General features: G+C 60.1%; 14 protein-coding genes. 9 read left to right on the plus strand and 5 right to left on the minus strand.

Going from position 1 to position 14,011, the window contains the following annotated elements:
* Positions 1-56: 56 nt before the first annotated feature.
* The 8 genes from RY113_RS06030 (at position 57) to RY113_RS06065 (ending at position 7,351) form a co-directional block, all read left to right on the plus strand.
* Positions 57-830, plus strand: a complete 774-nt coding sequence (locus RY113_RS06030) for an SGNH/GDSL hydrolase family protein (protein WP_315913882.1) — start codon at positions 57-59, stop codon at positions 828-830.
* A 150-nt stretch (positions 831-980) separates the two neighbouring features.
* Complete coding sequence (locus RY113_RS06035; protein ID WP_110105237.1) at positions 981-1,172, plus strand: hypothetical protein; 192 nt, start codon at positions 981-983, stop codon at positions 1,170-1,172.
* A 392-nt stretch (positions 1,173-1,564) separates the two neighbouring features.
* A complete protein-coding gene (gene rpmB / locus RY113_RS06040; RefSeq protein WP_044574618.1) occupies positions 1,565-1,801 on the plus strand; it encodes a 50S ribosomal protein L28 in 237 nt (78 codons plus the stop codon).
* Positions 1,801-1,968: a 50S ribosomal protein L33 gene (gene rpmG, locus RY113_RS06045; RefSeq protein WP_044574616.1), complete on the plus strand. Its 168-nt coding sequence runs from the start codon at positions 1,801-1,803 to the stop codon at positions 1,966-1,968. The genes rpmB and rpmG overlap by 1 nt, the downstream gene beginning before the upstream one ends.
* A gap of 4 nt (positions 1,969-1,972) precedes the next feature.
* Positions 1,973-2,278 carry a 30S ribosomal protein S14 gene (gene rpsN / locus RY113_RS06050; protein ID WP_062007872.1) on the plus strand — a complete coding sequence of 102 codons (306 nt, stop codon included), beginning with the start codon at positions 1,973-1,975 and terminating at the stop codon, positions 2,276-2,278.
* 331 nt (positions 2,279-2,609) lie between these two features.
* Positions 2,610-2,891 (plus strand): HU family DNA-binding protein, encoded by a 282-nt coding sequence (locus tag RY113_RS06055; protein ID WP_110105236.1) that lies wholly within the window; start codon positions 2,610-2,612, stop codon positions 2,889-2,891.
* 309 nt (positions 2,892-3,200) lie between these two features.
* Positions 3,201-5,411: a cytochrome c oxidase assembly protein gene (locus RY113_RS06060; protein WP_315914115.1), complete on the plus strand. Its 2,211-nt coding sequence runs from the start codon at positions 3,201-3,203 to the stop codon at positions 5,409-5,411.
* Positions 5,411-7,351, plus strand: coding sequence for an NHL domain-containing thioredoxin family protein (locus RY113_RS06065; protein WP_315913883.1), 1,941 nt, complete (start codon positions 5,411-5,413; stop codon positions 7,349-7,351). The genes RY113_RS06060 and RY113_RS06065 overlap by 1 nt, the downstream gene beginning before the upstream one ends.
* Before the next feature lie 128 nt (positions 7,352-7,479).
* Here RY113_RS06065 and RY113_RS06070 read toward each other — a convergent pair whose 3' ends face one another.
* The 5 genes from RY113_RS06070 to RY113_RS06090 all read right to left on the minus strand — a co-directional run bounded on the left by RY113_RS06070 (position 7,480) and on the right by RY113_RS06090 (position 12,523).
* Positions 7,480-8,466: a hypothetical protein gene (locus RY113_RS06070; protein WP_315913884.1), complete on the minus strand. Its 987-nt coding sequence runs from the start codon at positions 8,464-8,466 to the stop codon at positions 7,480-7,482.
* An 84-nt stretch (positions 8,467-8,550) separates the two neighbouring features.
* The gene (locus RY113_RS06075; protein ID WP_315913885.1) at positions 8,551-10,134 is read right to left on the minus strand and encodes a helicase HerA-like domain-containing protein; all 1,584 of its coding nucleotides are present in this window, start codon (positions 10,132-10,134) and stop codon (positions 8,551-8,553) included.
* Between the two features lie 34 nt (positions 10,135-10,168).
* Entirely contained in the window at positions 10,169-11,095 is a 927-nt protein-coding gene (locus tag RY113_RS06080; RefSeq protein ID WP_315913886.1) for an AEC family transporter, read from the minus strand.
* Positions 11,096-11,158: 63 nt separating this feature from the next.
* A complete protein-coding gene (gene panD, locus RY113_RS06085) occupies positions 11,159-11,575 on the minus strand; it encodes an aspartate 1-decarboxylase (protein ID WP_315913887.1) in 417 nt (138 codons plus the stop codon).
* 72 nt (positions 11,576-11,647) lie between these two features.
* A complete protein-coding gene (locus RY113_RS06090) occupies positions 11,648-12,523 on the minus strand; it encodes a LysR substrate-binding domain-containing protein (RefSeq protein ID WP_110105353.1) in 876 nt (291 codons plus the stop codon).
* A 147-nt stretch (positions 12,524-12,670) separates the two neighbouring features.
* Here RY113_RS06090 and RY113_RS06095 point away from each other — a divergent pair, with 147 nt between their 5' ends.
* Positions 12,671-14,002: an MFS transporter gene (locus RY113_RS06095; protein WP_315913888.1), complete on the plus strand. Its 1,332-nt coding sequence runs from the start codon at positions 12,671-12,673 to the stop codon at positions 14,000-14,002.
* Positions 14,003-14,011 lie beyond the last annotated feature (9 nt).

Consider the following 14,011-nt stretch of genomic DNA (forward strand, 5'->3'; position numbering starts at 1 on the left):
GGCGAAACAAGACCGCAGGTGATCGGCTATATGCTTGATTGGCGGCGAGGAGCAGCGTGGATTTCTCGGCACGGTACGTGGCATTGGGCGACTCATTCACAGAAGGCCTGGGTGACGCCGACCCTGCCCTTCCCAACCAGGTCCGGGGGTGGGCGGACAGGACCGCAGAGCAACTGGCCCTAGCCCACCCGGAAGAGTCCTGGGGTTATGCCAACCTCGCCATCCGCGGCAAGAAAATGAACCAGATTCTCGCTGAGCAGATAGATGCGGCCGTGGCCATGAACCCCACCCTGGTCACCATTTACGCCGGCATCAATGACATCCTGCGCCCCAAGGTGGACATTGACGCCATGATCGCCAAATATTCCGACGGGCTGGGCAAATTGGCGGCCACCGGTGCGCGCCTGCTGGTCTTCACCGGGTACGACGCCAGCTCGTCCAAGGTCTTCGCCAGCATCCGCGGCCGCACCGCTGTTTACAACGAACTTGTCCGCGAGGTTGCCGAGTCCCACGGCGCCGCCCTTGTGGACTACTGGCGTTTCCGCGAGTACAACGACTGGCGTCTCTGGGGCATTGACCGCATGCACATGTCCACCCCGGGCCACATCAACATGGCCAACCGGGTCCTTGAACAACTGGGTGAAACTGTCCGTATTCCGCTGCCGGATTTGCCGCCCATCCCGGTGCGCACCACGGCTGTCACCATCAAGGAAAACGCCGCCTGGACCAAAGAATACGTGGGTCCTTGGGTGAGCCGCCGCCTGCGCGGGGTATCTTCAGGAGACAACCTCAGCGCCCGCTGGCCGGCCTTGCAATCCCCGCTGGCCTGATTTTTTCGCAGGCACCAAACCATGCAGTGGTGCCCCTCCGGGTGAAAGATACGTAGTAATTACCGATGCCGTGCCTCCGGCCCGCCCGTAGTGTCTAAAGCAACGATCAAGGGAAGATCAAAATGCTGGGGATGCTGGAAGGAATGCGCCATGAGCGTTGCAGTGGGATCGGTCTTGAATTTAGTACAGAGGCAATTAGACGTGCCTGAAACGCAAAAATTTATTGGTGAGCAATTCTTTGCGGATGAAACTGAATCCGTTTTAGCAATGGCGGTGGATCAGCCGGCTGACCACCAAGAAATCCGGGGGATTTGGCCCGTCCGTTTCGCCCGTAATTTTTGAGCCTAGGGCCCTGTTCCTAGGGCCCTGGGCGTGGAGCACTGAAGGATTTGGGGGACAGGCGGCCGGGGCGCGAGGATACCTTTGCGCCACCGTCTGCCCGTTTGATGTGCGCCATGATATGGGCCAATTAGGGATAATCGAGCCTTTCCAACTAGACTGGGTAGGCGCTAGGTAGCGCGGAGCGTGTGCAATTGCTCCGGTTTGCGGTGATTATCCTCCCGCTGGCCGGTAGTTAGGGGCTCAAGTTGCGTGCATTCGGGTAGTCGCTTCGATGGCCTTTTCCCCAACATCATGAAAATGACGGTTGGGAATCATGCTGTCCAAGAGCGGACGCTGCCTATTCGCACGGTTTACACCAGTGAACCGTATCCACATATTTATTAGGAGTGATCATGGCAGCTCATTGCCAGGTGACTGGAGCCGAGCCGGGCTTCGGACATAGCATTTCGCACTCGCACCGCCGCAACAAGCGTCGGTTCGATCCGAATATCCAGAAGAAGCGCTACTGGGTACCGTCCTTGCGCCGCAACGTTACGTTGCAGCTTTCCGTCAAGGGCATCAAGACCATCGACGTTCGCGGTATTGACTCCGTCGTCGCCGACATTCTCGCTCGTGGGGTGAAGCTCTAGTGGCAAAAGACAAGGACGTACGTCCGATCATCAAGCTCAAGAGCACCGCGGGCACTGGTTTCACGTATGTAACACGCAAGAACCGTCGTAACACTCCGGACCGTTTGGTTCTGAAGAAGTACGATCCCAAGATCCGTCAGCACGTTGAATTCCGAGAGGAGCGCTAAGACTATGGCTAAGAAGTCCATGATCGCGAAGAACGAGCAGCGCAAGGTCATCGTAGAGCGTTACGCCGAGAAGCGTCTCGCCCTCAAGAAGGCCCTCGTTAACCCGGCCTCCACTCCGGAAGAGAAAGAAGCAGCCCGCCTGGGCCTGCAGAAGCTCCCCCGCAACGCCTCGCCGGTACGTGTTCGTAACCGCGACGCCATTGACGGCCGTCCGCGTGGAACGCTCCAGAAGTTCGGCATCTCCCGTGTACGCTTCCGCAAGATGGCGCACGCTGGCGAACTGCCCGGTATCAAGAAGTCCAGCTGGTAATACCGGCTTAGGCTGGTAAAGCTAGTCTGAAAAAGGCGGTGACCTTCGGGTCGCCGCCTTTTTGCTGCCCTCTTAATTTGCTCAGACCACCTTCTGGGTGGCTGCGGTGGCGGGTGTTGCGGCCCTGTTCTGGCCCCGGACTTCGCGGCTGGGGGAGGTAAAAAGCTCGGCTGAGAGCGAAATAACCCTAGAATCCGGGGAATTTGTCTGCGAAATCACTGAAAAACGCCCAAATTTGCCGGATTTCCGCGGAAATACTGGTAAGTTCGCTAGCAGTGGTTGACACTCAACCGCGTGGAATTGGATTCACTTTACGTCCAGGAGGACAAACATGGCTAAGAACCGTAGCGAATTGGTTGCTGAAGTTGCTGCAAAGGCTGAGACCAGCCAGACCGCAGTTAACGCTGTTTTGGATGCACTCTTCTCCGTCTTCGAGAGCTCCGTTGCAGCTGGCGAAAAGATCACCATCCCGGGCTGGCTCTCCATCGAGCGCACCGACCGCGCAGCACGCACCGGCCGCAACCCCCAGACGGGTGAGGCAATTGAGATCGCAGCAGGCCACAGCGTGAAGCTCTCCGCTGGCTCCAAGCTGAAGGCTGCTGTCAAGAAGTAATTTCTGCACAGTTTCCCTGAAGGCGGCCGGCAACAGCGGGCCGCCTTCAGACATTTAAGGCCGGTTCCTACCCGGCTGCGGCGCCGCTACCCAACGTTCGGGGGAAACGGTGGCCAGTTTTTATTGGCTCCGGGACATTCCTGTGAGATCCCTGATTCGCCCGATGTTCACAAGGTGCAGGAGAATGGGAGGGTGTCACCCAAAGAGTCTTCCTCAGCAGCCACAGTCCGCACCCCTGCTCCAGCGCGTGGGGGTACTTTTGCCGACGGTATTCCCAGCCCCTGGTGGTGGCTGGGTTTGGCAGCTGCCATGGTGGCAGTGGTGTTATCGCTGCTGTGGACCGGGGCCACTGCTGTGCAATTGCTCGCCGATCCGGGCGCGTTCACGCGCTGGGGCCTGCCCGTGGCTACCACCATTCATAATCTGGCCCTTTCCGCGGTCATTGGTGCGTTGGTGTTCGCGGTAGTGATTCTGCCTAAGGACCTCAAGGCGCACCGTCCGCATTCGGGTAGCCAGAAGATCGACGCCGCCAAGCGCGTCACAGTGCCGGAACATCCAGCTTTTGCCCGGGCCATGACGCTTGCCATGGTGGCTGGCGGAGTATGGACCCTTTCAGCTATTGCCGTACTGGTACTGACGTACTCCAGCATTTCGGGTCTAGCCTTGAACGGCAGCAGTGACTACACCAACATGTTGGTGTTCTTCATCACCGATCTTCCTGTGGGACAAGCCTGGTTGATCATCACGATTGTTGCCGCTGTAGTCACCACCTTGACTTTTGCCCTGCGCAATATCAGCGCATTGGCTGTGCCTCTGGTGCTGGCGGTACTCTCCTTCATCCCGCAGGCCCTGATTGGGCATTCGGCCTCCAGTGCTGACCACAAGGGGGCAGTGAACTCGCTGTTCCTGCATGTTACCGGCGCCTCCCTGTGGGTGGGGGGCATCATTGTCCTAGTGGTAATTTCCGGGGTTTTAGGCAAGATCACGGCCCAAACCTTGAAGCGTTTCTCCGCGCTGGCACTTTTTGCCTTCGTGGCCGTGGCCGGCTCGGGCGTCATCAACGCGGCCATCCGCATCACCAGCTGGCATGACCTTTTCTACTCCACCTACGGACAACTCATCGTGGCTAAGTCCGCGGCAACAGTAGTGCTGGGAGTCATTGGTTACATGCACCGGGAATGGATTATTCCACGGTTGGCAGGCGGCCGGAAGGAGACGGCAAATTCCCGCCGCTTGTTGTGGCAGCTCATTTTTGTGGAGCTGTTGGTCATGGGCATTGTCAGCGGTATTGCCGTTGGCCTTGGCCGCTCGGCACCACCGCAGTCCCGCGAGTTGAGCGTCGAGGCTCTCTCCCCTGCACAAATCCTCACGGGCTACCCGCTGCCGCCGGAATTGGTGACCTCGCGCTGGTTCAGCGAATGGCGGATGGACTGGCTGTGGGTGGCTTTTGCCGTGCTGGCCGGTGCCGCCTACCTGATGGGCGTCATAAAATTGCGCAAGCGTGGAGACAAGTGGTCTGTGCTGCGCAGCGTCTCCTGGTTCGCTGGCCTGCTGGCCCTGGTTTACATCACCTCTGGTGGTCCGGCCGTTTATGGTGCCGTAACCTTCAGCGCCCATATGGTGGAGCACATGGCACTGATGGCGGTGGCCCCGCTGTTCATGGCGATAGGTTCACCTATCTCGCTGGCCTTGCAGGCGCTCGCGCCACGCAGGGACGGATCGCGGGGAATCCGCGAATGGATTCTGGTACTGGTTCACTCCAAGTACTCCAAAGTCATCACGCACCCGTTGTTTGCTGCCGCAAACTTTTCCGGCAGCCTGTTCCTGTTCTACTACTCGCCGGCTTTCAACTTCGCGATGCGCTACCACGTGGGTCATGAACTCATGATTGTGCACTTCACCATCACCGGTTACATCTTTGTGCAGAGCATGATCGGTGAGGACCCCCTTCCCACCAGGGCGCCCTACCCCTTGCGGTTGGTTCTGCTGTTGGCCACCATGGCCTTCCACGCATTCTTTGGCGTGTCATTGATGATGTCCACCTCACTGCTCAGCGGTGAGTACTTCGGCAACATGGGCCGGCCCTGGGGTGATTCCGCGCTGGTTGACCAGCAAACCGCAGGTGGCATTGCGTGGGGGCTGGGAGAATTCCCCACTCTTCTGATCGCCATGGGTGTGGCCTATATGTGGTCAAAGTCTGATGCGCGGGAGACTAAACGCAAGGACCGGGCAGCGGACAGGAATAAGTACGCCGAACTGGGTGCTTACAATGACATGTTCGCCCAGCTGGCGGCCCGTGATACGGCCATGGCGAACAGCGGCCGGGTTCCGCACCTACCGCAGCGCCACCGTGCCACCGCGGGCGCCACCCACGGAGACTCCGGTCTGGGAGTCGCTGAGCAGGAGCGGCCCGCCGAGACCGGAGACGCCGAGAACAGGGCGGCGAAGAACAGCACCACCGAGAACAGATATATCCGTGAGTCGGAGACCCCGGCCGGAACACAAGGAGAAGCGAACTAGTGGATTCCGCAACAAAAACCACCTCCACCTCAGCCAACCCTGTCAGGGTGCGGGCATCGGAGCTTGAAGGTCGCGGCTGGTTGAACACCGGTGGCGTTGAACTGACTCTGGAAAAGCTGCGCGGCAAGATCGTCATTTTGGACTTTTGGACCTTCTGCTGCATCAATTGCCTGCACGTCCTGGATGAGTTGCGCCCCCTGGAGACCGAATTCAAGGACGTCCTGGTGACGGTTGGTGTGCATTCTCCCAAGTTTGAGCATGAGGCTGATCCGGTAGCCCTTGCCTCTGCCGTAGAACGTTACGATATCCAACACCCGGTCCTTGACGATCCCGAGTTGGTCACTTGGCAGGCGTACGCCGCCCGGGCCTGGCCCACGCTGGTGGTTGTTGACCCGGAGGGCTACATTGTGGCGCACCTATCAGGTGAGGGCCATGCCGCTGGCCTGGCCACCCTGATCCCCGAGCTCATTGCCGAGCATGAGGCCAAGGGCACTTTGCACCGGGGAGATGGCCCCTACGTTGCGCCAGAACCTGTTATTCGCGATCTTCGATTCCCCGGCAAGGTGCTGCCCCTGACCAATGGCAACTTCTTGGTCTCGGACACCGGCCATCACCGCCTCGTGGAAACCGGCCCGGATCTGACTACCCTGGTCCGCACCATAGGCTCGGGCACCAAGGGCTTCCTGGACGGCACGGCCGAGGACGCCATGTTCAATGAACCTCATGGTTTGGCACTGCTCCCGGAGCAGCTCGCCGCCTCGGTGGGTTACGACGTTGTTGTGGCGGATTCGGTCAACCACCGCCTGCGCGGGATTACGCTGGCAACGGGGGCGGTCCGCACGTTGGCTGGCAACGGTATCCAGCGGCTCCTGGATGCTGGCCCCGCCCGTGTGACTGACCACGGCGAAGCAGCCTCGGAGACTTACCTCGGCACCGCGCCGCTTGAGATAGCACTGTCCTCTCCGTGGGACGTTGCCTACTCTTCGGCTCTGGAGACAGTGGTGGTGGCGATGGCTGGAACCCACCAGATTTTTGATTTTGACCCGCTCAGCGGCGCCGTCACTGTGATCGCTGGCAATGGCCTTGAAGGCTTGCTGGATGGCCCGGGAGCGCAGGCCTGGTTTGCCCAGCCCTCAGGTGTCACAGAAGACGCCAAGGGCAATATCTGGGTTGCTGATTCTGAAACATCCGCCTTGCGCGTGCTCAAATTCTCAGACGGAGGCGCGGTGGACGTTGAGACGGCCCTTGGCGAGGGACTCTTTGATTTCGGTTTCCGTGACGGCGAGGCAGCCCAAGCGCGCCTGCAGCACCCACTGGGTGTGGCGGTGCTCCCTGATGGTTCAGTGGCAGTTGCAGACACCTACAACGGTGCCGTGCGCCGCTATGATCCGGCCACAAAAACCGTCAGTACCCTGGCCCGCGGTTTGGCCGAGCCCAGTGATGTTCTGCTGGATGAAACGGGAGAGGTGCCGCTGCTCATTGTGGTTGAGTCCAACAAGCACCAGCTGATCCGCCTTCCCCTGCCCAAGAACGCCTTGCAGGTAGATGAGGGAGCGGCTCAGACGCAGCGGCCCAAAACCGAGGTTGCCCCCGGTGAACTGGAACTCACCATTAACTTCTCCGCACCAACCGGGCAGAAACTCGATGACCGCTGGGGGGACCCCACCCAGTTGAAGGTCTCTTCCACACCGCCGGAGCTGTTGCTAAGCGGCGGCGGAACCTCCGTGGGCCTGCACCGGACACTGGTTCTGGCCGCCGGCATTGACGAAGGTGTGCTGCACCTGACCGCCAGGGCCGCCGCGTGCGACGGTCCCGAGGACGCTAACGGTGAGATCCCTGATCATGCGGCCTGCCACCTGTACCAGCAGGACTGGGGTATCCCGGTAGTGCTTTCAGCAGCAGGGGCCACAGAGCTGGTGCTGGATCTACGCGGGGTCTAAACGCTGCGCTGTTGTACTAGTTTTGCAAGTTAGATAAGAGGACCGGACCCGGCAAGGGTCCGGTCCTCTTATTCTTGGAATGAGCCGGTGGGCGCATGTGGCAAAAACACTGCCCGGCGAAGACGCTCTTAGAAGTCGAGCACCGGGGTGACCAACACGTTGTTTGCCGTGATGGTCAGCTTGGTGGTGAAGCTGAAGTCTGACGTTTGTTTGACGGGGGAGACCTGGCCCGTGAAAAGGTCCTGTTCTTTGAACGCCACCTGAGCCTTAAACTTCAGCGGCGCCATGATCCATTGCCCACCAAACGGTGTGATGGTGATGGCTGGGTACTCCACAATTGACCACGCAACGGAGGAAAGAACCCTATTGTTGGTGGCCGCGTTCAGGGGGCAGCCCGTGGGCATCAAAACAGCCTGTTTGGCGCAGGCATCCAAATACTTGCGGATGGTTCCATCTACCTGGGCCAGCAGATCGCTGGTGGGTCCTGTTGCCAGGCTGACAGGGGAGACTGCTTCGGTGGACCCGGTGACGGTGCGCGTCACGGGCGGAGCCGCGAATAGTGGCGAGCGGTATTCCAGCTCATAGTTGCCGGGGTAGAAGACGGCAAAGGAGTTCTTACCATCAGGCATATTGGCTTCGACGCCGTTGATGCTGGATTGATGGGCGTTGACCACGGAGGCGTTGATGACCGGCAGCGTGACGGGAACCATTTCCCAACTGTCAAAGAACAACCAGTGTTTGGGGCCCTTTTGGAGCACAAAATCAGTGCTCAACGGGACATCAGTAACCGTGTAACTGACAGTGACACGTTCTGTGTTCTCGTCGGTAGGGACGGAAGGAGCAATAGAAAGCTCCTTGACGTCCTTCTGGGACTGCGCCAAGGCTTTGCCGTCCAGGGCTGCTGCGTTTGCACCGGGGATTTTGGCGTTCAGCAGGCCCCTTGCGGTCCCGCCATCACCGGCCTTGAGCGCGTCCAGATACCTGGCCACAGTCTTCTCAGGCCCAAAATCCTTGGTGTTGACAACCGCAATGGTCACGATTGACGCGGCAACACCGAGCAGGAAAATCAGCAGCCAGACGGCGGCGATCTTGATGAGTTGGGTCCCGTTCTTCACGCGGTCAACTGTACCGGGTTCAGGGGCAGGGGCTTGAATCAGGGCTCTGTACTCAGTTGTCATCAACCCGGCCCTCCCGCCACGTCAGCGTCGCCGTTTCCGCGGCGCAGTCCCAAACATGTCCCGCATCAGGTTCCGGCCCAGGGATGAGCCCATGGAGCGGACCATGCTTTTTAGTCCCCCACCCAACGCCCCGCCCAAGACTCCAATGACGTCGGAGGCCATGCCGCTTTCGTCCGCGGGGGAGGGAAGCGCCACAGGGGGAGGTGGCGGCAGGGGTGTCCCCACGGCAGGGCCTGTGCTGGGGGCGGCTTTGGTGGCAGACGCCAGCTTTTCATAGGCGGAGACGGGATCCACGGCGGTCCCATAGGTGGCCAGCAAGGCCGAAGCTGCGATGACAGCCTTGACGGTGTCCTCCGTGCTGGGACCCATGAGAGAGCCCGGAGCGCGCAGCCTGGTCAAGGCCACGGGGGTGGGAGCACCGTTCTCATTCATGACGGTGACCACGGCCTCACCAATGCCGGCACTGGTCAGGATCTCGCCCAGATCGTAACTGCTGGTGGGGAACGTGGAGACGGTTGCTTTGAGCGCTTTAGCATCCTCGGGGGTGAAGGCGCGCAGGGCGTGCTGGACGCGGTTGGCCAGCTGGGCCAAAACCTCGCCCGGCACATCCTTGGGCGTCTGGGTGACGAAGAAAATACCCACACCCTTGGAACGAATGAGCCGCACCGTGCTAGTGATGGCGTTCAGGAAGGCCTTGCTGGCGCCATTGAACAACAAGTGCGCCTCATCGAAGAAGAACACGAGCTTGGGCTTCTCGGCGTCGCCCACCTCGGGGAGTTCACGGAAAAGATCCGCTAGCAACCACATGAGGAACGTGGAGAACAGCAGTGGCTTGTCTTGGATGCTGGGCAGTTCCAGGCAGGTGATGACGCCGCGGCCGTCCGGGGCCGTGCGCAGAAGTTCGGCGGTGTCGAACTCGGGCATGCCAAAGAATTCACCCATGCTCTGGGCATCCAAGGTGATCAGATTACGTAAGATGACTCCGGCCGTGGCCTTGGAGAGCCCGCCGAGTTCGCTCAAGTCCGCTTTGCCCTCATCCGAGGTGAGGAACGTGATGACAGCGCGTAGATCCACCAGATCATAAAGTTCTAGATTTTTGGTATCTGCGTAGTGAAAGACCAGCTGCAGACTGGATTCCTGGGTGGCATTCAGGCCCAGTACCCGGGCCAGCAGGATGGGGCCGAATGAGGTGACGGTGGCCCGCACGGGAACACCGTTGCCGTTGCCACCCAGAGCCAGAAATTCGACGGGGAACGCTGTGGATTCCCACTGCTGGCCGAGAGCCTGGGTGCGTGCCGTCAGCTTCTCGCTACCCGAAGCCGCCGTGGCCAGGCCCGTCAGATCACCTTTGATATCCGCCATGAAGACTGGGACGCCCGCAGTGGAAAGCTGTTCAGCCATCATGTGCAGCGTGACGGTTTTTCCCGTACCGGTGGCCCCGGCCACCAAACCGTGCCGGTTCATCATGGCCAGCGGCAGTGACACCTGCGCTTCCGGGTGGATGGCGCCGTCGATCATGGCCGCGCCCAAGGCTATGGACGGGCCCTCAAAGATGTAGCCGGCCTGGATGGTGGTGAGCAACTCTGCTGCGGAATTGGTAGCCATAACGACAGCGTACCGTGACTCACCCGCACGTGACTCACCCGAGGAGGAGGGCAACCACGAACATGGCCGGGATGGCCAACACGGTGGTAAGCAGCGCGGTGTCCTTGGCCACTGCAAGGCCCACCTGGTAGCGCTGGGCGGTGACATAAATGTTCTGGGCCGTGGGCAGGGCTGCGGCAACCACCACGGCGAACAGCGCGGCACCGTCCAGCCCCAAGGCAAAATGTCCCAAGAGAAAAGCAGCGAACGGGTGCAGGATGAGTTTGAAGCCCGTCCCCAGCAAGATATCGGTACGCCGTTCATCGGCGGCATTGAGCGGTTTAGTGGTTCCCAGGGACATGCCAAAGGCAATCAAGATGGCCGGGATAGCGGCACCGGCAATGAGGTGGAGGGGTTCTGCCACCAGTGCGGGCAGCACCCATCCTGTGCTGGCCAGGATCAAGCCGGCAGCCGTGCCTGCAATCATGGGGTTGCGCACAACCTGTACGAGGATGCGTCCGGGCGTGGCGCGGTGGCCGCTGGTCAGACTGTCCAAAAACATGAGGTAAATGGGAGTGTAAAAAGCTAGCTGAAACACCAGCACCGGGGCAATCAGGGCGGCATCACCTAGAACGTATGCCGCAATGGGAATGCCCAGATTGGCGGCGTTGGAGGTGGAGGATGACATGGCCGCCAGCAGCGACTCAGCCAGGGAACGTTTGAGCCAAAACTTCACAATTAGCAAGAACAGTGTGGCCGTGATGATTGCGCTCAGTGCAGCCACTAGGAGCGGTTGGGCAAAAACAGTGCGCAACTGTGCGCGGGCCAGGGTTTCCACGAGAAGCGCGGGGCTGGCCACGAAGAAGGAGAGCCTACTGAGTACGGTTTGGGCGTTCTCGCCCAGAACTTTTTTACGCCCCACAAACCAGCCCACCAAGATGATGAGCCAAACTACGGAGAATCCCTCAATAACAGCCAGCACACATCACAGCATAGTGACAGCAGGCCTAGTGTTAAGGGTGCAGGGTATTAAGGGTGCAGTGCGTTAGGGGCGCAGGGCGAAGGCGGGGCGCAGCAGCCCCTCGGTGATGGCCTCGGCGGGATCGGTGCCCAACTGCACTATTGCGTTTTGCGCATCAACGTGGACCACGGTGGGCACGTAATCGCGCGCCTCGGCGTCGTTCATCTGGGCGTAGGTGATCAGGATGACCAGATCTCCAACGTTGACCAGATGCGCGGCGGCACCATTGATGCCGATGACGCCGGAGCCCCGCTCACCGGCAATGGTGTACGTTTCCAGGCGGGCACCATTGGTGATGTCCACTATGGAGACCAGCTCGCCGGGGAGGATATTTGCAGCGTCCAGCAGATCGGCGTCAACTGTCACGGAGCCAACATAGTGCAGGTCAGCGTGGGTGACGGTGGCGCGGTGGACCTTGGATTTAAACATGGTTCGCATCATAACGGGCTCAAGTCTACCGCTCCCGGTCATGGGTTGGCTGTGAGCTTGCTAACCTGGCCTCACTCGAGAGTTCTAGCGCCTGCCCAGCGGGGTGAGCTTGCGGCCCATGATGGCTTGGGTCAAGGCATCCACCACTTCCGTGTTGGCCAGTGGGTTGCGGATCAGTGTGAAGTCCACATCACCCACGGGCGGCAGGTCAAAGCGCTTGGTGATCACCTTGAGATCCTCCGGCACCAGCGAGGTGGGCATGACGGCAATGCCAATCCCGGCACGGAGCGCGGCCAGAACGCCACTGATCTGTTTGGTGGTGCAGGTGACACGCCACGTGCGGCCGGCCTGCTCGAGGGCATCCAGTGCCAGTTTCCGGCTCAGGCTCGGGGCCGGATACACAATGACGGGGACGGGTGCGCCAGGCTCCAAAACTGTCTGCTCCAGCCCCACCCAGGCGAAGGTGTCCTGCTTGACCACTTCACCTTCCTGGGCGCCAGAGACCCACTTGACGAATACCAGATCCAGGGCGCCAGCCTTTAGCCGGCGGTGCAGTTGATCGCTCTGACTCACCGTGAGTTCGAGGTTGATTTGTGGGTACAGTTGGCGGAACTCACGCAGGATCCGTGGCAGGCCCGTGATGGCCAGATCATCCGCGGTGCCAAAACGCAGCCGCCCGCGCATGGCGGCACCGGAAAAGTAGCGTGTGGCGGCGTCATTAGCGGCCAAGATGGTTCGGGCGAAACCGGCCATGGCGTCCCCATTGTCCGTCAGGCGCAACACGCGGGTATCTCGGGTGACAAGCACCCTTCCCGCGGCCTGCTCCAACTTACGCACATGCTGACTCACGGTGGGCTGGCTAATGCCCAGGCGCTCGGCTGCCCTGGTGAAGTTGCGGGTTTCGGCAAGCGCAAGGAAGCTTTTGAGCTGGATGGGGTCAAAAGTAGGTGATTCGGGCATGCGCATCCTCAGAACTATTACGTACCTCAATAGTATTTATAGGCATCATACTCTTTCGGCATAACTTGGTGCCGTCTAGGGTTGAAAAGGTAAAGTCCCCTCCGCCTTTTTAGCCCCATCCACTTTTCGAGTCCCAGGAACAACGCGTTGACGCCCCCACCAGCTGAATTGAACGCTTCCCCAACCGCCCCCATCAACCTAGTTGCCACGTGCCCGCCGTGGAGTCAGACATTTTCCTCGCTGAAAATCCGCAATTACCGCATCTTTGCCTCCGCCAACCTCCTTGCCGTCATTGCCCTCTGGATGCAACGGGTGGCCCAGGACTGGGTGGTTCTGGAGCTGTCAGGTTCGGTGACCGCGGTTGGAATAACCGTCTTCATGCAATTTCTGCCCTCCTTGCTACTCATGCCATTGGGTGGGATCTTGGCCGATAGGTACTCCAAACGGCTCATCCTCATGATCAGCCAGGGCGCTGCCGGAGTGCTGGCAACACTCATGGCCGTTTTGGCGCTGACCGGCAACCTTCAGGTGTGGCACATCTATGTGATTGCCTTTGTTCTTGGCTTGGTGGTGGTGGCCGATCAGCCTGCACGTCAAGTATTCGTCAACGAACTTGTTGGTCCGCGGCAATTGCGCAACGCCATCAGCTTGAACTCTTCGATTTTCCAGATGGGTGGCATGATCGGCCCCGCCGTTAGCGGCGTGCTGATCATGGCAGTGGGCGGCGGCTGGGCCTTCGCGGCCAATGCGCTGGCCTGCACCATCACCGTGATCTCGCTGTGCCTGATCCGCAGCAGCGAACTGGTCAAGATGCCGCCCGTGCAACGTGCCAAGGGCCAGCTCATGGAAGGCGTACGCTACGTGCTGCGCAAGCCCACCATTTTCTGGCCGGCCATGATGGCAGCGGTTTTTGCCGTGTTCGGCTTGAGCCTGGCCGTGCTGCTGGCGGCCTATGCCAACAACGTGTTCGACGCCGGGGCCGGAGGCTACGGCCTGCTGAACACTTTGGTTGCGCTCGGCGCCCTGTGCGGGGCGATCGCCTCCACCCGTTTTGCCACGCTGCGACTGCGCGGGGTGATGGCAGCTGCCGGTAGCTACGGGGTGGTGCTCATGATTGCTTCGCTGGCCCCCAATATGGTTACCTTTGGCGCCGTCATGGTGGTGGCAGGGTTCGCCTCCCTGCTGTTTCTGACCAGTGCCAACCAGCTGGTGCAAATGTCAACCAACGTGCGCATTCGTGGCCGTGTTATGAGCCTGTACATCATGGTGCTCATGGGTGGTCAGGCTCTGGGTGGCCCGCTCATGGGCTGGCTGGCCGAGCATTGGGGTGTCCAGTGGGCAACGGTGGTTGCTGGCGGCATGCCAGCTTTGGCCGCCGTGGTGATCGGATTGGTTCTGGCCAAGCGCGGGCAGCTAACCTTGCAGATCAACCTGCGTAGCGCCAAGAAGCCCGTGTTTATTGTCCCGAAGACGAGCTGAGCAGCTAAA

Origin of the sequence: Arthrobacter sp. lap29 (assembly GCF_032458965.1) — a bacterium.
In the GTDB taxonomy this organism is placed as follows: domain Bacteria; phylum Actinomycetota; class Actinomycetes; order Actinomycetales; family Micrococcaceae; genus Specibacter; species Specibacter psychrochitiniphilus.